General features: G+C 64.7%; 16 protein-coding genes and 3 pseudogenes. 12 read left to right on the top strand and 7 right to left on the bottom strand.

Features of this window, described 5'->3' with window-relative positions:
- The first annotated feature begins 3 nt into the window (after positions 1-3).
- On the top strand, positions 4-840 hold the full coding sequence (locus ACTJKF_RS00775) for an ABC transporter permease (protein ID WP_440621629.1): 837 nt from the start codon (positions 4-6) through the stop codon (positions 838-840).
- A gap of 88 nt (positions 841-928) precedes the next feature.
- Here ACTJKF_RS00775 and ACTJKF_RS00770 read toward each other — a convergent pair.
- Positions 929-1,642, bottom strand: a pseudogene (locus ACTJKF_RS00770) (S53 family peptidase); the annotation flags it as partial.
- A gap of 272 nt (positions 1,643-1,914) precedes the next feature.
- On the opposite strand from ACTJKF_RS00770, the gene ACTJKF_RS00765 reads away from it, so the two are divergent.
- Positions 1,915-3,117 (top strand): RNA-guided endonuclease InsQ/TnpB family protein, encoded by a 1,203-nt coding sequence (locus tag ACTJKF_RS00765; protein WP_440621628.1) that lies wholly within the window; start codon positions 1,915-1,917, stop codon positions 3,115-3,117.
- Positions 3,118-3,168: 51 nt separating this feature from the next.
- Here the strand turns inward: ACTJKF_RS00765 and ACTJKF_RS00760 are convergent.
- Positions 3,169-4,206: pseudogene (locus tag ACTJKF_RS00760) on the bottom strand (protease pro-enzyme activation domain-containing protein); the annotation flags it as partial.
- A 711-nt stretch (positions 4,207-4,917) separates the two neighbouring features.
- Between ACTJKF_RS00760 and ACTJKF_RS00755 the strand changes: the two are divergent.
- Genes ACTJKF_RS00755 through ACTJKF_RS00745 form a run of 3 tightly spaced genes read left to right on the top strand, consistent with a single transcriptional unit; the run spans position 4,918 to position 6,106 of the window.
- Positions 4,918-5,241 (top strand): ArsR/SmtB family transcription factor, encoded by a 324-nt coding sequence (locus ACTJKF_RS00755; RefSeq protein ID WP_039319058.1) that lies wholly within the window; start codon positions 4,918-4,920, stop codon positions 5,239-5,241.
- A complete protein-coding gene (locus ACTJKF_RS00750; protein WP_440621824.1) occupies positions 5,241-5,672 on the top strand; it encodes an SRPBCC family protein in 432 nt (143 codons plus the stop codon). The genes ACTJKF_RS00755 and ACTJKF_RS00750 overlap by 1 nt, the downstream gene beginning before the upstream one ends.
- The gene (locus ACTJKF_RS00745; RefSeq protein WP_440621627.1) at positions 5,669-6,106 is read left to right on the top strand and encodes a DUF1801 domain-containing protein; all 438 of its coding nucleotides are present in this window, start codon (positions 5,669-5,671) and stop codon (positions 6,104-6,106) included. Before ACTJKF_RS00750 ends, ACTJKF_RS00745 begins: the two co-directional genes overlap by 4 nt.
- A gap of 145 nt (positions 6,107-6,251) precedes the next feature.
- Here the strand turns inward: ACTJKF_RS00745 and acnA are convergent, their stop codons facing one another.
- From acnA to ACTJKF_RS00720, 5 genes are all read right to left on the bottom strand, one after another.
- Positions 6,252-8,969 (bottom strand): aconitate hydratase AcnA, encoded by a 2,718-nt coding sequence (gene acnA, locus ACTJKF_RS00740; RefSeq protein ID WP_440621626.1) that lies wholly within the window; start codon positions 8,967-8,969, stop codon positions 6,252-6,254.
- 52 nt (positions 8,970-9,021) lie between these two features.
- Positions 9,022-10,473: a bifunctional 2-methylcitrate dehydratase/aconitate hydratase gene (locus ACTJKF_RS00735; RefSeq protein ID WP_440621625.1), complete on the bottom strand. Its 1,452-nt coding sequence runs from the start codon at positions 10,471-10,473 to the stop codon at positions 9,022-9,024.
- Positions 10,474-10,492: 19 nt separating this feature from the next.
- Positions 10,493-11,002, bottom strand: coding sequence for a hypothetical protein (locus ACTJKF_RS00730; protein WP_440621624.1), 510 nt, complete (start codon positions 11,000-11,002; stop codon positions 10,493-10,495).
- 221 nt (positions 11,003-11,223) lie between these two features.
- On the bottom strand, positions 11,224-12,231 hold the full coding sequence (locus ACTJKF_RS00725) for an HpcH/HpaI aldolase/citrate lyase family protein (RefSeq protein ID WP_440621623.1): 1,008 nt from the start codon (positions 12,229-12,231) through the stop codon (positions 11,224-11,226).
- 188 nt (positions 12,232-12,419) lie between these two features.
- Complete coding sequence (locus ACTJKF_RS00720; RefSeq protein ID WP_440621622.1) at positions 12,420-13,406, bottom strand: malate dehydrogenase; 987 nt, start codon at positions 13,404-13,406, stop codon at positions 12,420-12,422.
- Between the two features lie 288 nt (positions 13,407-13,694).
- On the opposite strand from ACTJKF_RS00720, the gene ACTJKF_RS00715 reads away from it, so the two are divergent.
- From ACTJKF_RS00715 to gltA, 7 genes and pseudogenes are all read left to right on the top strand, one after another.
- Positions 13,695-14,519 (top strand): GntR family transcriptional regulator, encoded by an 825-nt coding sequence (locus ACTJKF_RS00715; RefSeq protein WP_440621621.1) that lies wholly within the window; start codon positions 13,695-13,697, stop codon positions 14,517-14,519.
- A gap of 170 nt (positions 14,520-14,689) precedes the next feature.
- Entirely contained in the window at positions 14,690-15,106 is a 417-nt protein-coding gene (sdhC, locus tag ACTJKF_RS00710; protein ID WP_012493208.1) for a succinate dehydrogenase, cytochrome b556 subunit, read from the top strand.
- Positions 15,107-15,110: 4 nt separating this feature from the next.
- A complete protein-coding gene (gene sdhD / locus ACTJKF_RS00705) occupies positions 15,111-15,479 on the top strand; it encodes a succinate dehydrogenase, hydrophobic membrane anchor protein (RefSeq protein WP_006399546.1) in 369 nt (122 codons plus the stop codon).
- 3 nt (positions 15,480-15,482) lie between these two features.
- A complete protein-coding gene (gene sdhA / locus ACTJKF_RS00700; RefSeq protein ID WP_440621620.1) occupies positions 15,483-17,258 on the top strand; it encodes a succinate dehydrogenase flavoprotein subunit in 1,776 nt (591 codons plus the stop codon).
- 21 nt (positions 17,259-17,279) lie between these two features.
- Complete coding sequence (locus tag ACTJKF_RS00695) at positions 17,280-17,981, top strand: succinate dehydrogenase iron-sulfur subunit (protein ID WP_440621619.1); 702 nt, start codon at positions 17,280-17,282, stop codon at positions 17,979-17,981.
- 84 nt (positions 17,982-18,065) lie between these two features.
- Positions 18,066-18,319: pseudogene (locus ACTJKF_RS00690) on the top strand (succinate dehydrogenase assembly factor 2).
- A gap of 65 nt (positions 18,320-18,384) precedes the next feature.
- On the top strand, positions 18,385-19,686 hold the full coding sequence (gene gltA / locus ACTJKF_RS00685) for a citrate synthase (protein ID WP_440621618.1): 1,302 nt from the start codon (positions 18,385-18,387) through the stop codon (positions 19,684-19,686).
- The last annotated feature ends 241 nt before the right edge of the window (positions 19,687-19,927 follow it).

The raw sequence follows: 19,927 nt of genomic DNA, 5'->3' as shown, positions 1-19,927 counted from the left end.
ACCATGAAACTCGCCAGGCCGCTGTTCGCGCCGCACATGTCGTTCGTCGAGCGCGCGTGGTATGTCGCGCTGCGCGTGCTCGTCGTGCTGACGCTGCTGTACCTGATCCTGCCGGTGCTCGCGATCGTGCCGCTGTCGTTTTCGTCGAGCACGTTCCTCGTGTATCCGATCCCGGGCTTCTCGATGCGCTGGTACGAGAACCTGATCGCATCCGACGAGTGGCGGATGGCCGCGAAGAACAGCTTCATCGTCGCGCCGTCGGCGACGATCGTCGCGACCGTGCTCGGCACGCTCGCCGCGATCGGCCTGACGAAAGCGGACTTCCGCGGCAAGGGGCTGCTGATGGCCGTGCTGCTGTCGCCGATGATCGTGCCGGTCGTCGTGGTCGGCGTCGGCATGTACCTGTTCTTCGCGCCGCTCGGGCTCGCCAATACCTACACCGGGCTGATCGCCGCGCACGCGGCGCTCGGCGTGCCGTTCGTCGTGACGACGGTGGCCGCGACGCTGCAGGGCTTCAACCAGAACCTGGTGCGTGCGAGCCTGTCGCTCGGCGCGAATCCCGTCACGACGTTCTTCCGCGTGACGCTGCCGGTGATCGCGCCGGGCGTGATGTCGGGCGCGCTGTTCGCGTTCGCGACGTCGTTCGACGAAGTCGTCGTCACGCTGTTCCTCGCGGGCGCGGACCAGACGACGCTGCCGCGCCAGATGTTCACCGGCATCCGCGAGAACATCAGCCCGACGATCGCCGCGCTCGCGACGATCCTGATCGTCTTCTCGACGAGCCTGCTGCTCGCGCTCGAGTGGCTGCGCGGACGCAACGCGCGGCGCGCGGTGACGTGACGCGGCACGGGCGCGCCGGCCGCGCGGTATCCTCGTCGCAAGCCGGCGCGCGAGGCCGCTGACGCGCGCGCCGGCCGTCACATCGCACTCAGAAGCCGCCCGTCTTGATCAGCGTGTTGAGGTTCGCGATGTTCAGGCTGCCGAAGCCGGTCGTCAGATCCCGGCCGGTGCCTGCGTTGTAGCCATACCCCTGATAGCCGTTGTTCCCCGACACGACGTCATGGCGCACGAGCGACGGGTTCGACGGGATGTCCGCATAGAAGTTGCCGGCCGGGAAACCGAGGCCCGTGCCGTTCGCCGCGAGCAGGCGCGCCCAGAAGCCGGTGAAGATCGGTGCGGCGAGGCTCGTGCCGCCGATCTGCTGCAACTGGCCGTAGTTGTAGATGTACGCGCCCGTGCTTTGCGCGGCGTCGAACGACACGTCGGGCAACTGACGGTTGCTGCCCGACTGCCACGCCGGCGCCGGCAGCACCGTGCTGACGCCGCCGCCCGTCGCCCATAGCTTGCCGTTCGCGTCGAGGCCTTCGTTCCACACCGTTTCGTTCGAGAACGCACCCGCCGACGTCGTGTACAGCGTCGTGCCGCCGATCGCGAGCACGTGCGGCGACGCGGCCGGCCACGACACCGTGTAGTTCGCGCCGTCCGGATAGCCGCGGTTGTTGCACTCGTACACGCCTTCGTCGCCGGACGACACCGAGAACGTCTGGCCTTGCGCGGCGGCCGTCGTGAAGATCTGCTCTTCGGCGTCGATCGTGCCGTCTGCGTTCGCGTCCGTCTCGCACCAGCCGAGCGAGACGTTGATCTGAATGCGCGTCAAACCTCGTTCTTCAGGACGGGGAAGGATAGCGCGGACGCCGTAGGCGTCCTTTGCGGCCGCTGATGCGGAGTTTTTTGCTGTTCGATGTATTGGCGGACGATTTGAAGATGCTGCGCATGTTGTCCAGAATTTCCTTGGGCAACACATCTCGCCGGTACTTGGTCAGGATGGCAAAATGCACGCGCATCAGAAAGATGCAATGGCGACCACATCGAATGGCTTGACTCTCACTTGTGGGCCAAGCATACAATGGCCCGATGCAACGACTCCAGGCTTTCAAGTTCGAACTGGTGCCTAACGGCGAGCAGCAGCGCAAGATGTGCCGCTTCGCCGGGGCATGCCGGTTCGTTTTCAACAAGGCGCTGGCGTTGCAGAAGGAAAACCACGAGGCGGGCGGCACGTTCATCGGGTATGTGGCAATGGCAAAGCACCTGACGGCGTGGCGCAACGGTACGGACACACCTTGGCTCAAAGACGCCCCGGTGCATCCGCTCCAACACGCACTCAAGGATCTGGAGCGCGCGTACAAGAACTTCTTCGCCAAGCGTGCGGCGTTCCCGCGCTTCAAGAAGAAGGGGCGCAGCGACAGCTTTCGCTACCCGGACTCGAAGCAGATCAAGCTCGATCAGGTCAACAACCGCATCTTTCTGCCCAAGCTTGGCTGGCTCCGTTATCGCAACAGTCGGGATGTGTTGGGCGAAGTGCGTAATGCCACCGCGTCGCGAAACGCGGGCAAATGGTTCGTATCGATCCAGACCGCGCGTGAAGTCGCGCAGCCGGTGCCGCAGGCCACCAGCGCGATCGGCATCGATATGGGCATCGCACGGTTTGCCACCCTGAGCGACGGCAGCTTTCTCGCGCCGCTCAACAGCTTCAAGCGGCACGAGGCCAGGCTGCGTCGTGCGCAGCGGGCGATGAGCCGAAAGGTCAAGTTCAGCAACAACTGGAAGAAGGCAAAGGCGCGCATCCAGCGTATCCATGCCGGCATCGGCAACGCTCGCCGCGACTACCTGCACAAAGCCACGACCACGATCAGCAAAAAACACGCGATGGTGTGCATCGAGGACTTGCAGGTACGCAACATGTCGAGGTCGGCGGCTGGCAGCCCCGATGCGCCGGGCAAAAACGTTCGGGCCAAATCCGGCCTGAACAAAGCCATCCTCGATCAGGGGTGGTTCGAATTTCGTCGTCAGCTGGACTATAAGCTGACGTGGAATGGCGGCTGGCTCATCGCCGTGCCGCCGGCGAATACGAGTCGCACATGCCCGGCCTGCGAATCAGTGAGCACCGAAAACCGGCAAACGCAGGCCGCATTCCGCTGCGTCGCGTGCGGTCATGAGGACCATGCCGATGTGGTCGGTGCGATCAACATACTGGCGCGGGGACACCGCGTTGCAGCCTGTGGAGAGCCGGTGCAGTCGGGCCGCTCCGTGAAGCAGGAACCCGCCGAGGCGATCTGAGGCAAGCATCATCGCTTCAGACGCGGCAGGAATCCACCGCCTTCAGGCGGGGGAGGATGTCAACACTTTCGCGGTGTTGTCCGACACCGCGCGGTTGAACGCCTGCGTGAGTCCGGTATTGCCGGCGGCATTCAGGTCCGCCATGTAGAACATCAGCTTGCCGACCTGGCCGCCGGCCGAGCCGACGATCGACTGGCTGTCGAGATCCCATTCGCCCTGGCCGCTCGGGTCGTCGCTGTAGCTGCCGGTCGTGCCGGTGCCGTTGGTCTTCACGGTCTGGGTCGAGACCGTGCCGTAACCGTTGGCCGACGTGAACTGCTTCAGGTCCTGCAGTGTCTGCGACACGCCGCCGATCGTGACGATGCCGACGGTCACGCCGGCCGCGGTCGGCACGCCGGTCGCGTTGTAGAGGCCCGGGAATTCCTTCGGATAGTGGCCCGTGGCCGTGCCGGCCGCGAGCGCCTGCGGCTTCGCGACGTTGCCGATGCGCAGCATCGGCCGTGCGCGTGCGACGTTCTGCAGCCCCAGCACCGAGCCGACGATGCCGCCGAGCGCATGCGGCACTTGCGCGGTCGATGCGTTCGCGAAGCCCGAGCGGCCGGCGTACTGGAAATGCACGAGGGACGTGTTGAATGCGGTTTTCACCGTGCCGGCCGTGCCGCGCGCGGACACCAGCAGCCGGTTCGGCGCGACTTCGATGTTCACGAAGCCGCTCTTGCGCAGATAGTCGACGACCGATTTCACCTGCGCTTCGGTCGGCGCGTAGCGGGCGAGGAACTGCTCGTGCGTGAGGTACTGGCGGTAATGCGCGTTGCCGGGCCGGTTCACGTCGTGTGCGAGCTGCTTGAGCTGCGCGGCGTTGCGCAGCTTCAGGCTGACGACGACGTCGGTCGTCTCGCCGGCCGCGAGTTCGAGCGACGGCGCCGCGCTGCGCGCCATCAATTGCGGGCCGGTCAGAAAGGCCTTCGTGTGGGTGTCGACCCAGTCCGTCGTCGCATGCGCCGCGCCGGCGGCGAACACGAGCGGGACCGCGCACGCAAGGCGGCGAGGCGACGGAAGGGGGAGGGCAAACCAGGCGTTCCTTTTCATCGGGAGTCCTTTTTAGGAGAGACGACGTTGCTGGAGCACCCGGCCCTTGTGGGGCCGCGAGCGCAGACGAGCGTAGGGCGTCGGTGCCGTTCAGGTAGCTGCCAGTTTCCATAGCTGTCAGTTCTGACATCGGCGTACCCGTGCGCATCCGTTGCATCGTTCATGCATCCATAGCGGCCGCCGGCAAAGGGAACCGGTTTGCGGCGCGACCGCGCGACGGTCGACGACGTTCGCACGCACGACTCGTTCGTTGCGCCATCGGAATGCGCGCGATGACGGAGCGAATCGCCGCGCGCCCGCATCGGTCGCGATCGGTCGTGGGCACGTCGCACGTTGCACTATGTGGTCAAGCGCCGTCGCGGCGCCCACGCGACGGTGTCCGGATAAGCGGATACACGAAAACAGGGCCAGTCGGGAGCGAGCGTTTCCCGAACTGTGGAACAGCGTGCGGCCGAGTCTTGCAGCGTGCTTTCGGTTCGCGGGTCGGGTGAGTCGATTAGAGGGAATGCTCGAATTCGGGCGGGAAACGAACCCGAAGCGAACCCGAAGCGCTCCCGACGTTCGTTGCAGGCAGGTTCCGCGCCGGGCGGCCCGTCGTGGCGAATGCGGGATGCGGCACGCGCGGACGACGTCCGCGGCGAAATTCCTCCTTGACGTGTGCCGCTCGGCCACTATCCTTCAACCCATAACCATCGGGTTATGAATTCAACCATGCAAAACGCTCACGACATGCTGTTCAGGACGCTTGCCGATCCGACGCGCCGCGCGCTCTTCGAGCGGCTGTGCGAGGAGGGCGAACTGACGGTTGCCGCGCTGACGGCCCATGCAGGCGTGTCGCAGCCGGCGGTATCGAAGCATCTGGGCGTACTGAAGCAGGCCGGGCTCGTGAGCGACCGTCACGAGGGCCGGCAGACGCACTACAGCGCGCAGCCGCAGGCGCTGACTCCGTTGATCGACTGGACCAGCCAGATGGCGGGTTTCTGGCAGAACCGGTTCGACGCGCTCGAAGATCTGCTGAAAAGGATGGATCAATGATGAATCAGGCCACGACCGAAACGCGTACCGTCGTCGTCGAACGGGAACTGTCGCATCCGCCGGAGAAGATCTGGCGCGCGCTCACGCAACCGCACCTGATCGAGGCGTGGCTGATGAAGAGCGATTTCGAGCCCGTCGCGGGCCGCGCGTTCAGCTTCCGCGCGGACTGGGGCTCGGTCGACTGCACGGTGCTGACGATCGAGCCCCAGCGTGTGTTGTCTTATACATGGGCCGCCTATGGCCTCGAAAGCGTCGTCACCTGGACGCTCACACCGACGCCGCGCGGCACGTTGCTGCGGATGGAGCAGGCCGGCTTCCGCGCGGATCAGGAGCAGGCGTACCGCGGTGCGCAGCACGGTTGGGCGCAATTCTTCACGTCGCTCGACCAGGTGCTGGCGCGCCCCGATGCCGACCGGGAGGCGCGAGCATGAGCGCATCCACCCCGGACCTGGAACCGTCGGCCCGCATCGACGCGCTGATCGCCGGCATCGCCGACTGGCGCGGCAAGACGTTCGCCGAGTTGCGCGAGACGATCGTCGCGGTCGACGACGGCATCGTCGAGGAATGGAAATGGATGGGCAGCCCGGTGTGGTCGTGCGACGGGATGATCGCGGTCGCGAACGCGCACAAGGGCAAGGTGAAGCTCACGTTCATGCACGGCGCGCATTTGCCCGATCCCGACCATGTGTTCAACGACGGCCTTGGCGGCAACGCGCGGCGCGCGATCGATTTTTTCGAGGGCGACAAGCTCGACACGCGGGCGCTGAAGCGCCTCGTGCGCGCGGCGATCGACTACAACCGCGCGCATCTGAAGAAGAACGCGCGGGCCGGCACCGCCGCGAAGGCGCGAACCGGCAAGGCATGACGCACCGACGCACCGGGCACGCAGTCCGGCCGCCGCGTTCCCCGGTAATCCGCGATGAACCAAAAAAAGCCCGACACGAGGTCGGGCATCCAAATCGGCCGCAACCGCCCGCGAGGCGGCCGCGGCACCTGCAAAAGCAGGGCGCTTATGCTGCGAGCAGCGAGCGCAGCACGAACGGCAGGATACCGCCGTGCTTGTAGTAGTCGACTTCGATCGGCGTATCGATGCGCAGCAGCACCGGCACGCGGGTCGTTTCGCCGTTCTTGCGGTGGATCACGAGCGTGACGTCCTGCTGCGGCTTGAAGTCGTCGCCGAGGCCTTCGATGTCGTAGGTCTCTTCGCCGGTGATGCCGAGCGACTGGATGCTGTCCGCGCCCTTGAACTGCAGCGGCAGCACGCCCATGCCGACCAGGTTCGAACGGTGGATCCGCTCGAAGCTGCGTGCGATCACGGCCTTCACGCCGAGCAGTTGCGTGCCCTTCGCGGCCCAGTCGCGCGACGAGCCCGTGCCGTACTCTTCGCCCGCGAACACGACGGTCGGCGTGTCGGCCGCGACGTACTGCATCGCCGCATCATAGATCGACTGCTGTTCGCCGCTCGGCTGGTGAATCGTCAGGCCGCCTTCGACGCGCGTGCCGTCTGCCTTTGCCGGGATCATCAGGTTCTTGATCCGGACGTTCGCGAACGTGCCGCGCATCATCACGTCGTGGTTGCCGCGGCGCGAGCCGTAGCTGTTGAAGTCGGCCTTCTGCACGCCGTTCTCCTTCAGCCACTTGCCTGCCGGCGAGTCTTCCTTGATCGAGCCTGCCGGGCTGATGTGGTCGGTCGTGACCGAGTCACCGAAGATGCCCAGCGCGCGCGCGCCCTTGACGGTCGGGATCGACGCGGACGGTTCCATCGAGAAGTCGTTGCCGAAGAACGGCGGCTCCGCGATGTAGGTCGACTTCGGCCAGTCGTAGACCTGGCCCGTCTCGCCCTCGATCTTGCTCCAGAGGTCGCCCTTCTTGGTCAGCTTCGAGTAGTTTTCCTCGAACTTCTTCGGGTCCAGCGCGAACTTGAGCAATGCGTGGATTTCGTCGCTCGTCGGCCAGATGTCGCCGAGGTAGATGTCGCGGCCGCCCTTGCCCTTGCCGACCGGCTCGGTCATCAGGTCGCGCGTGATGTTGCCGGCGATCGCGTACGCGACGACGAGCGGCGGCGACGCGAGGAAGTTCGCGCGGATGTTCGGGTGGATACGCGCTTCGAAGTTACGGTTGCCCGACAGCACGGCTGCCGCGACGAGGTCGTTCTTCGTGATCGCTTCGTTCAGTTCCGGCGTCAGGTCGCCCGCGTTGCCGATACAGGTCGTGCAGCCGTAAGCGGCGAGTTCGAAGCCGAGCTTCGACAGGTAGGGCAGCAGGCCCGTCTTCGTCAGGTACTCGGTGACGATGCGCGATCCCGGCGCGAGCGACGTCTTGATGTGCGGTGCGACGGTCAGGCCGGCTTCGACGGCCTTCTTCGCGAGCAGGCCGGCGGCCAGCAGCACGCTCGGGTTCGACGTGTTCGTGCACGACGTGATCGCGGCGATCAGCACGTCGCCGTTCTTCACGTCGACGCCGTTGCTCGTCGTGTACTGCGTGTCGAGATCGTCCGCCTTCTTCGCGAAGCCGTTTTCGGCGACCGGCTTCGAGAACAGGTCGGTGAACGTCGACTTGACGTTGCCGATCTCGATGCGGTCCTGCGGGCGCTTCGGGCCGGCCAGCGACGGCGCGACCGTTGCCAGGTCGAGCGATACCGTCTTCGTGTAGTCGATGTCGCCGGCCTTCGGAATGCCGAACAGCTTCTGCGCCTTGAAGTAGTTCTCGAACGCGGCGATTTCCGCCTTCGTGCGGCCCGTGCCTTCGAAGTAGTCGATGGTCTTTTCGTCGACCGGGAAGAAGCCCATCGTCGCGCCGTATTCCGGCGCCATGTTGCCGATCGTCGCGCGGTCCGGCAGCGACAGCGACTTCGTGCCTTCGCCAAAGAACTCGACGAACTTGCCGACGACCTTCTCCTTGCGCAGCATTTCGGTGATCGTCAGCACCAGGTCGGTCGCCGTCACGCCTTCGCGCAGCTTGCCCTTCAGCTCGACGCCGACGACGTCCGGCGTCAGGAAGTACACCGGCTGGCCGAGCATGCCGGCTTCCGCCTCGATGCCGCCCACGCCCCAGCCGACCACGCCGATGCCGTTGATCATCGTCGTGTGGCTGTCCGTGCCGACGAGCGTATCCGGGTAGTACACGGTGTCGCCGCCGTCCGCCTTCTTGTGGACGCCGCGCGCGAGATATTCGAGGTTCACCTGGTGGACGATGCCGACACCCGGCGGCACGACCTTGAACGTGTCGAACGCCTGCATGCCCCACTTCATGAACTGGTAGCGCTCGTTGTTGCGCTGGAATTCCAGCTTCATGTTCAGGTCGAGCGCGTCCTTCTGGCGGAAGTAGTCGATCTGGACCGAGTGGTCGACGACGAGATCCACCGGGACCAGCGGCTCGATCTTCTTCGGGTTCTTGCCCGAACGCTCCGCGACGCCGCGCATGGCCGCGATGTCGGCGAGCAGCGGCACGCCCGTGAAGTCCTGCAGCACGACGCGCGACACCACGAACGGAATCTCGTCGACGCGCTTCGCGGTCGGCTTCCAGTTCGCCAGCTGCTCGATGTGCTCTTCGGTGATCTTCTTGCCGTCGTAGTTGCGCAGCACGGACTCGAGCACGATACGGATCGACACCGGGAGGCGCTCGATCTTCGTCTTCAGTTCCTTGCCGAGCTGCGGCAGCGAGTAGAACTTGCCTTTGCCGGAACCGCTGTCGAATTCCTTGAGGGTCTTGTGGAGATTGTGGGCCATGGTGATTTTCCTGGGTTTAAGGCTAGGAAACAGAGAGTCTCGTATCTGACGGCTATATCACATACAAGTCGACGTACTCATCGACCGGCATCGCTTCGAGCTTTGCCTGGTCCAGCGACACGTCGAGAATCGCTTGTTGCTGCTTTGCCGGGAAACGGCGGGCGAGGTTGGTCCGGAATTTCTCGACCAGGAGCGGGATGCCGTCCGCACGGCGTCGCTGATGGCCGATCGGGTATTCGACCGCGACTTCGGCAAGCTTTGATCCGTCCGCGAATTCGATCGTCAGTGCATTCGCGATCGAGCGCTTCGCCGGGTCATGGTAATCCTTCGTGAATTGCGGATCCTCGACGCACACGGTTTTCGCGCGCAGCGCATCGATGCGGGGATCGGCGGCGACCGAATCCTCATAGTCGGCCGCGGTCAGCCGGCCGAACAACAGCGGCACGGCGACCATGTACTGGATGCAGTGGTCGCGATCGGCCGGATTGGCGAGCGGGCCCTGCTTGTCGATGATGCGGATCGCGGCCGCGTGCGTGCGGATCGTGATCCGGCTGATCTCGTCGGTCGTGCGACCCGCCGCGGCGAGCTGCGCATGCAGCTGCAGCGCGGCCTCGGCGGCCGTCTGCGCATGGAATTCGGCGGGGAACGCGATCTTGAACAGCACGTTCTCCATCACGTACGTGCCGTACGGGCGCTGGAAGCGGAACGGCTGCCCGTCGAACAGCACATCGTAGAAACCCCAGGTTTTCGCGGTGAGCGCCGACGGATAGCCCATCTCGCCGGTTTTCGCGATCAGCGCGAGGCGCACCGCGCGGGACGTCGCGTCGCCGGCCGCCCACGACTTTCGCGAACCGGTGTTCGGCGCGTGGCGGTAGGTGCGCAGCGATTGACCGTCGACGAACGCGTTGGACACCGCGTTGATCAGCTCGTCGCTGGTGAGCCCGAGCAGGCGGCCGACGACGGCCGTCGACGCCACCTTGACGAGCAGCACGTGGTCGAGCCCGACCGCGTTGAACGAATTCTCGAGGGCGAGGCAGCCCTGGATCTCGTGGGCCTGGATCATCGCGACGAGTACGTCGCGCATCGCAAGCGGCTGCCGGCCGGCCGCGACGGCCGTGCGGGACAGCCAGTCGGCCGTCGCCAGGATCCCGCCGAGGTTGTCGGACGGATGACCCCATTCGGCCGCGAGCCAGGTGTCGTTGAAGTCCAGCCAGCGGATCATCGCGCCGATGTCGAAAGCGGCCTGGACGGGATCGAGCTGGAACGACGTGCCGGGCACCTTCGCGCCGTTCGGCACGATCGTGCCGGGCACGACGGGGCCGAGCAGCTTGGTGCAGGCAGGGTAGGACAGCGCCTCGAGTCCGCATCCGAGCGTGTCGATCAGGCAATGACGCGCCGTCTCCAGCGCGAGCGCGCTGTCGATGCCGGTGTTCAGCACGTAGTCGACGATATCGACGAGTACCGAATCCGGCGCGGGGCGGACGTTGGAGACCGGGGCGGACATCGAGGGTCTGGGAACGCGCTTAGTTCGTTGCCGGCTTCAGCTCGTTCGACTGCGTCGGCGCCGCGCCGCCTTGTGCCATTTCCGGCGTCACGCATTCGTCGGCGAGACGCTCGCCGCCGTTCGCGTCGCTGAACAGCATCGCCTTGGTCGGGATCACGATCAGCTTGAAGCCGTTGGCCGGATCGTAGAACGTGTCGGCGCCCGTGGTCGTGGCCTGACGCGGCAGCTTGTAGTTCTTCTTCGCCCAGTGAACCGTGACGAGCTGGTCACGCTTCATGTCGCCGGCGAGGTCGAACGACAGACCGTCCTTGCACGCCCACTTGACCGCGCCGTCCGGCACCGGATCGACCTTGGCCGCGGCACGTGCCTGGGCCTTCTTGCTGCGCGGGATGATGCGCTTGGCCGGAGCCGGGCGCTTGGCCGTCTTCTTCGCGGTCGTTGCCGTGCCCTGGGCGAACGCGCTCGGAGCCGACACCAGCATCGTGGCGGACAACGCGCCGATGGCGGTAGCGATCAGGAGTTTCTTCATGGAGTCAGAACCTTTCGATTATCAGTTGACAAGGGCCGGCAGCCAGAACCGCCGGCCGGTTTGAAACTGCACGCGCTCCGGAAGCGCGCAGCGGCCGCTATTTTCACCTATTTGGCCGCGCATATTTCAGGTTTTCAGGCTCCGTTACGTTTTTTGTCGTTTCGCAAACCTGTCTCGGGTTCACGCTCCGGGGATTCGATGAAATGCGTGTGTCGGCGCGCTCACGGCGCGTCTCCCGCGGCGGCCGGGCCGAACAGCGGCGCGGCCTCGGCCGGCACCGGCTGGCCGGTCGCCTTCGCACGGCGCAGCACCGACCAGTAATAGCGGTAGCTCGCGCGGTCGTGCAGCGTATCGCCGTGGCGCGTCGGGCCCCAGTCGGCGGCCTGAGCGGCCAGCAGGATTTCCGCGGCCAGGGCGACTTCATCGGTGCGCGGCGCGAATGCGTCGACGATCGGGCGGATCTGCGCGGGATGGATGCTCCACATCCGCGTGAACGCGAACTCGTCGCGCGCGCGGCGGGCATCGCCGGCGACGATGGCCATGTCGCGCACTTCGGTAGTCACGTTGTGCGACGGCGTCTTGCCGTGCGCGTGGCAGGCCGCGGCGATTTCCAGCTTCGCGCGGCGCACGAGCGGGTGGTCGAACTGGCCGGGCGAGCGCATCGCCGTATCGGGAATCGCGCCGTGGTGGGCCGACACGAAGTCCATCAGCCCGAAGCTCAGCGTGCCGACCAGCGGCAGCGCGGCGAGCGCGGCCGCCTGCGCGAGCGCGCCATGCGTCTCGACCAGCACGTCGACCGGGATCGGCTGCGCGAGGCCCAGCTCGCGGCGCGTGCCTTCGATGAACGCGACCATCTCGGTCGCGTCGGCGGCGCTCGCGATTTTCGGCAGCGTGACGTAGGCCGGTGCGCGCGCGGCGCGCAGCACGATGCGCACGTCGTCGCGCCAATGGGGATGGGAAAAGTCGTGGATGCGTACGCCGACCCGCCCGAAGCGGTTGTCGGCGCTGCCGAGGCACTCGGCGACGAGCTGCGCGTGCGCGGCTTCCTGGCCGACGGCCGCGCCGTCCTCGCAGTCGAGCGTGATGTCGAACACGGGACCGAGTTCGGCCTGGAGCGCGAGCGACTTGCGGATCAGCTTCTCGCTGCCCGCGTAGTGATCGCAGCAGGGCAGGATCGCGGGCGGGGACGCCCCGTCGTACAGCACTTGTGCAGGAGTGAGCGCGGACATCTCTTCTACGTCAAGGAAGCGGGCAACGTGGATGGAGAAAATCGGATTCGCGCACGTTCTGGGCCGGCGCGCGGGGCGCGGGTGGCGGCAAAACGTGCGCGGATCGGATCGGGCGGCGGGGCCGGCTGCCGGCCCGCCGCCCGTGCCGTGACCGGCCCGCCCGGAGGCGGCCCGGCCCTGCAGCCTGCTTAGTTCTTCAGCAGGTGGGCGACGCCGTCGCGCTCTTCGAGCAGCTCGGCCAGCGTGCCGTCCATCTTCTCGCGCGAGAACGCGTCGATTTCCAGGCCTTCGATGCGCTTGTACTCGCCGTTTTCGCAGACGACCGGCACACCGTAGATGATGTCTTCGGGGATGCCGTACGAGCCGTCCGACGGGATGCCCATCGTGACCCACTTGCCGTTCGTGCCGAGGACCCAGTCACGCACGTGGTCGATTGCCGCATTGGCTGCCGACGCTGCCGACGACAGGCCGCGCGCTTCGATGATCGCCGCGCCGCGCTTGCCGACGGTCGGGATGAACGTGTCGCGGTTCCACACGTCGTCGTTGATCAGCTTCAGCAGCGACTCGCCTTCGACGGTCGCGAAGCGGAAGTCGGGGTACATCGTCGGCGAGTGGTTGCCCCACACGGCGAGCTTCTCGATCGATGCGACCGGCTTGCCTGCCTTCGCTGCCAGTTGCGACAGCGCGCGGTTGTGGTCGAGGCGCAGCATCGCCGTGAAGTTCTTCTTCGGCAGGTCCGGTGCCGACTTCATCGCGATGTACGCGTTGGTGTTCGCCGGGTTGCCGACGACCAGCACCTTCACGTCGCGGCTTGCGACTTCGTTCAGCGCGGCGCCCTGGACCGTGAAGATCTCGGCGTTCGCCGACAGCAGGTCCTTGCGCTCCATGCCCTTCGAGCGCGGACGTGCACCGACCAGCAGCGCGACGTCTGCATCCTTGAATGCAACCTTCGGATCGTCGGTGATCACGACGCCCGCGAGCAGCGGGAACGCGCAATCGTCGAGTTCCATCACGACGCCTTTGACGGCGCCTTGGGCTTGCGGGAGGTCGAGCAGTTGAAGGATGACCGGCTGGTCCTTGCCGAGCAGGTCGCCGTTCGCGATGCGGAACAGCAGGGAGTAAGCGATTTGACCTGCGGCGCCGGTGACGGCAACGCGCTTTGCGGGCTTAGCCATTGAAAATCTCCAGGACGGGTGAAGCGGTGGACGCTAGGCAAAACGCCATTCTATGCGCGTTACGCGTAGCGTTGCATTGAAGCAGGGCGGAGGACTCGCGAAAGGCAGACGCGGTGAACCTGGAGACGGCCGTGGCACGTAGCCGGGGACGCGTTTTGCACCCGCGAACCCTTGCTCGCCCCGGAGTGTAGGAGCCGACGGGCCCAAAGTCAAACGGTATCATATGTCTTATATAAGACAGATGTTTTGCGGAATTTGAGTGGACGGAAAAGCGCGGTTTGTGATGAAATGCGCGCCATGACATCGAACCAGGCGAATAACGCGAATCCAACCGGCGCAGGCGGCCCAGGGCAGCCGGGCGCGGGCGATTCCGTGCCGGCACCTGCTGCTTCGCCGTCGCCGACTTTCAGTCCGTTATACCAGCAGATCAAGTCATTGATCACGCAAAGTCTCGAAACCGGTGAATGGAAGCCGGGCGAGATCATCCCGAGCGAAGTGGAGCTCGCGGCCCGCTACAAGGTCAGCCAGGGCACCGTTCGCAAGGCAATCGACGAACTGGCCGCCGAAAACCTCGTGGTGCGCCGCCAGGGCAAGGGCACGTTTGTTGCGACGCACAACGAGGATCGCGCGCAGTTCCGCTTTCTGCGTCTGCTGGCCGACGACGGTGCCGAGCACCCGCACGTGAGCCGCCTGCTCGAATGCCGGCGCCTGCGCGCGCCGGCCGAGATCGCGCGCCAGCTCGACCTGAAGCCGGCCGACCCGGTCGTGCAGGTGCGTCGCCTGCTGGAGTTCGAGAACGAAGTGACGGTGCTCGACGAGATCTGGCTGCCGGGTGCGATGTTCCGCGGGCTCACGTTCGAGCGGCTGAGCGAGTACAAGGGACCGCTCTACGCGATGTTCGAGACGGAGTTCGGCACGCGGATGATCCGCGCGACGGAGAAGATTCGCGCCGTGGCGGCGGAGCCGGCGGTTGCCGACCTGCTGCACGTGCCGGCGGGTTTTCCATTGCTGTCGGTCGAGCGCGTGTCCTATACCTATGGAGACCGGCCGGTGGAAGTGCGGCGGGGATGGTATGTCACAACCGGGTACTACTATCAGAATGACTTGAGCTGACCACGTATCGGCACAAGCAGCGTGCGTGCGCGTTTCCCGTGTTCGCGCAGCACGTTTCGGGCCGCCTTTATTCTCGTTCGCGTAACGATCCAAAGCAGACTTTCGCTGCAGCGCGATATAAAAAGGCGCTAAAATTGCGGATTAGTGTGACAACATAGTAGGGGTCTAGCATGACTGACGCAGTAAGAAAGCCGAGGCCGGAATACCGGAACATCGGATTCGGCGATATCACGATGAAATATCGCATGCCCTTGGCGGCGATATTGTCGATCCTCCATCGAGTCAGCGGTGCGCTGCTGTTCCTGTTCCTGCCGTTCCTGCTGTTCCTCTTCGACCAGAGCCTCACCTCCGAGCTCAGCTTCGAAGTCTTCAAGGCTTTCCTTTCCAACATCGTCGTCAAGCTGATCGTCCTCGCGCTGTCCTGGGCCTTCTTCCACCATTTCTGCGCCGGCATTCGCCACCTGCTGATGGACGTCAACCATGACGCCGTCACGAAGGAAGGCGGCAAGCGGACGGCAGTCGTCGTCTTTGTCGTCTCGATCGCGCTGACGATCGCCATGGCACTCAAACTGTTCGGAGCATTCTAAGAAAATGGCAGCCAACAACCGAATCGGCTCGAAGCGCCTCGTCGTCGGCGCTCACTACGGCCTGCGCGACTGGCTCGCGCAGCGCGTCACCGCCACGATCATGGCGGTCTACACGGTCATTCTGCTCGTCCTGTTCTTCGGCGCGCATGACTTCTCGTACGAAGGCTGGGCGTCGATCTTCTCCGCGCAATGGATGAAGCTCGCGACCTTCGTGACGCTGCTTTCCCTCTTCTACCACGCATGGGTCGGCGTGCGCGACATCTGGATGGACTACGTGAAGCCCGTCGGTGTGCGCCTGCTGCTGCAATCGCTGACCATCGTCTGGCTGCTCGCATGTGCGGGCTACGCCGCGCAGATTCTCTGGAGAGTGTAAAGAATGGCTGCAATCAAAACTTCCCTGCCGCGCCGCAAGTTCGACGTGGTGATCGTCGGCGCGGGCGGCTCGGGCTTGCGCGCAGCGCTGCAACTGTCGCGCGCGGGCCTGTCGGTCGGCGTGCTGTCGAAGGTGTTCCCGACCCGTTCGCATACGGTGGCCGCACAGGGCGGCATCGGTGCGTCGCTCGGCAACATGAGCGAAGACAACTGGCACTTCCACTTCTACGACACGATCAAGGGTTCCGACTGGCTCGGCGACCAGGACGCGATCGAGTTCATGTGCCGCGAAGCACCGAACGTCGTGTACGAGCTGGAACACTTCGGCATGCCGTTCGACCGTAACGCGGACGGCACGATCTACCAGCGTCCGTTCGGCGGCCACACCGCGAACTACGGCGAGAAGCCGGTCCAGCGCGCTTGCGCGGCCGCCGACCGTACCGGTCACGCGCTGCTGCACACGCTGTACCAGCAGAACGTCGAAGCGAAGACGCAGTTCTTCGTCGAATGGATGGCGCTCGACCTGATCCGCGACGCCGATGGCGACGTGCTCGGCGTGACCGCCCTCGAGATGGAGACGGGCGACGTCTACATCATGGAAGGCAAGACGACGCTGTTCGCGACGGGCGGCGCGGGCCGGATCTTCGCGGCATCGACGAACGCGTTCATCAACACCGGCGACGGCCTCGGCATGGCTGCCCGCTCGGGCATCGCGCTGCAGGACATGGAGTTCTGGCAGTTCCACCCGACCGGCGTGGCCGGCGCGGGCGTGCTGATCACCGAAGGCGTGCGCGGCGAAGGCGGTATCCTGCGCAACGCGAACGGCGAGCGTTTCATGGAGCGCTACGCGCCGACGCTGAAGGATCTGGCGCCGCGTGACTTCGTGTCGCGTTCGATGGACCAGGAAATCAAGGAAGGTCGCGGCGTCGGTCCGAACAAGGATCACGTGCTGCTCGACCTGTCGCACATCGGCGCCGAGACGATCATGAAGCGTCTGCCGTCGATCCGCGAAATCGCGCTGAAGTTCGCGAACGTCGACGCGATCAAGGAACCGATCCCGGTCGTCCCGACGATCCATTACCAGATGGGCGGCATTCCGACCAACATCCATGGTCAGGTCGTCGGCACGTCGCGCGGCCACAAGGATCCGGTCAACGGCTTCTACGCAGTGGGCGAATGCTCGTGCGTGTCCGTGCACGGCGCGAACCGCCTCGGCACGAACTCGCTGCTGGACCTCGTGGTGTTCGGCCGTGCGGCCGGCAACCACATCGTCGAGCACGTGAAGAACCAGAAGGAACACAAGCCGCTGCCGGCCGATGCAGGCGAATTCTCGCTGGCGCGCCTGGCGAAGCTCGAGAAGTCGAGCTCGGGCGAGTACACGCAGGACGTCGCGAACGACATCCGCTCGACGATGCAGAAGCATGCAGGCGTGTTCCGCACGTCGAAACTGCTGAAGGAAGGCGTCGACGAGATGGCTGGCCTGAAGGCCCGCGTGGAGAACATCCACCTGAAGGACAAGTCGAAGGTGTTCAACACCGCGCGCGTCGAAGCGCTCGAGCTGGAGAACCTGATCGAAGTCGCCCGCGCGACGATGGTCTCGGCGGAAGCGCGCAAGGAAAGCCGTGGCGCGCACGCTCACAGCGACTACGAGCACCGCGACGACGACAACTGGCTGCGCCACACGCTGTGGTACAGCGAAGGCGATCGCCTCGACTACAAGCCGGTTCAAATGAAGCCGCTGACGGTCGAATCCGTGCCGCCGAAGCCGCGCACGTTCTAAGCCGAGTCAAAGGAATCCGAAATGGCAAAACGCATTTTTGAAGTCTACCGCTACGATCCGGACAAGGACGCGGCGCCGCGCATGCAGACGTACGAGCTCGAGATCCAGCATGAGCGCATGCTGCTCGACGCACTGGTCAAGCTGAAGGCAATGGACGAGACGCTGTCGTTCCGCCGCTCGTGCCGTGAAGGCGTGTGCGGTTCGGACGCGATGAACATCAACGGCAAGAACGGTCTCGCGTGCCTGACGAACCTGAACGACCTGCCGCAGAAGATCGTGCTGCGCCCGCTGCCGGGCCTGCCCGTCGTGCGCGACATGATTGTCGACATGACGCACTTCTTCAACCAGTATCACTCGATCAAGCCGTACCTGATCAACGACGCGCCGCCGCCGGAGAAGGAACGCCTCCAGTCGCCGGAAGAACGCGACGAGCTCGACGGCGTGTACGAGTGCATTCTGTGCGCGAGCTGCTCGACGTCGTGCCCGAGCTTCTGGTGGAACCCGGACAAGTTCGTCGGCCCGGCCGGCCTGCTGCAGGCTTACCGCTTCATCGCGGATAGCCGCGACACCGCCACCGGCGAGCGTCTCGACAACCTGGAAGACCCGTACCGTCTGTTCCGTTGCCACACGATCATGAACTGCGTCGACGTTTGCCCGAAGGGCCTGAACCCGACGAAGGCGATCGGCAAGATCAAGGAACTGATGGTTCGCCGCGCGGTTTAACATGATGACCCCCAAGCTCACTTTGTTCGCTGCCCCCCGAGGGGGCGTCGACACCCTTGGGGCGGCCCTGCGGGTGTCTTTGCGATGAGCGACGATTCGCATCAATCCGACCCGCACCGCCNGCGCGGCGGGGTCTGCTGGAAAACGACATCGTATTCGAGCGTTTCTTCAGCAGATACGAGCATGACCTCACCGATGCAGACGTAGGCGCGTTGTCGCGCCTGCTCGATCTGAGCGACAACGACCTGATGGACTTGCTCCTCGCGCGCAAGGAACCAGAGGGCGACCTAGACAGCCCGGACATTCACCGGCTGTTGGAGATGCTGCGCAACGTGTAACGCCAAGGTGTAACGCGCTGCGCCCGTTATCGAATCCCGTTTCTATTTTCGATTGAGGATGTGCCATGACTCCGTCTGATGTTAAAGCCACGCTATCGTTCAGCGACAACTCGCCGAGCGTCGAAATGCCGATCTACAAGGGCACGATGGGCCCGGACGTGATCGACATCCGCAAGCTGTACGGCCAAACCGGCAAGTTCACTTACGACCCGGGCTTCATGTCGACGGCAGCTTGTAATTCGGCGATCACGTACATCGACGGCGACAAGGGCGAACTGCTGTACCGCGGCTACCCGATCGACAACCTCGCGCAGAACGCCGACTTCCTCGAGTCCTGCTACCTGCTGCTGAAGGGCGAACTGCCGAACGCCGCGCAAAAGAAGGAATTCGTCGACACCGTCACGAAGCACACGATGGTGCACGAGCAGATGCACTTCTTCTTCCGTGGCTTCCGCCGCGACGCGCACCCGATGGCGGTGCTGGTCGCTGCAGTCGGCGCGCTGTCGGCGTTCTATCATGACTCGCTCGACATCAACGACCCGCGTCACCGCGAAGTGTCGGCGATCCGCATGATCGCAAAGCTGCCGACGCTCGTCGCGATGGCGTACAAGTTCAGCATCGGCCAGCCGTTCGTCTATCCGAAGAACGAACTGTCGTACAGCGCGAACTTCATGCACATGATGTTCTCGAACCCGTGCGAAGAGTACAAGGTCAACGACGTGCTCGTCCGCGCGCTCGACCGCATCCTGATCCTGCACGCCGATCACGAGCAGAACGCATCGACGTCGACCGTCCGCCTGGCCGGCTCGTCGGGCGCGAACCCGTTCGCGTGTATCGCAGCCGGTATCGCGTGTCTGTGGGGCCCGGCGCACGGTGGTGCGAACGAAGCCGCGCTGAACATGCTCGAGCAGATCGGTTCGCCGGACAACATCCCCGAATTCATCAAGCAGGTGAAGGACAAGAATTCGGGCGTGAAGCTGATGGGCTTCGGTCACCGCGTGTACAAGAACTACGACCCGCGTGCGAAGCTGATGCGCGAAACGTGCTACGAAGTGCTGAACGAGCTGGGCCTGCACGACGACCCGCTGTTCAAGCTCGCGATGCAGCTCGAGAAGATCGCGCTGGAAGATGAATACTTCGTGTCGCGCAAGCTGTACCCGAACGTCGACTTCTACTCGGGCATCGTTCAGCGCGCGCTGGGCATCCCGACGTCGATGTTCACGTGTATCTTCGCGATGGCACGTACGGTCGGCTGGATCGCACAGTGGAACGAAATGATTGCGGATCCGGAGCAGAAGATCGGCCGTCCGCGTCAGCTGTTCATCGGCAACACGCCGCGCGAAGCGAAGCCGCTCAACGCACGTTAAGTCGTGCGTGGCGCGAACGGCCGCGAGGCCGCTCGCGTCCGGCAAGCGCAACGCCTCGACACCCCGGTGGGTTATCCCGCCGGGGTGTTTTCATTGGTGCGGCCGTGCCGGCCCCGTAAAGCTGTTCGTGCCGCCGCTGCCGCCTGTCTGCCGATTCCGCTGCATCCGGTCCGCAATTCGACGCAATCGGCTGCGGGCGTACCCGAAATCGACGCGAATTGCGCAATTTGGCTTCCGATAA

Source organism: Burkholderia sp. 22313 (assembly GCF_052045245.1).
Taxonomy (GTDB): domain Bacteria; phylum Pseudomonadota; class Gammaproteobacteria; order Burkholderiales; family Burkholderiaceae; genus Burkholderia.
Note: the sequence above shows the minus strand (reverse complement) of the source record. Positions and strands in the feature narration are given on the sequence as shown.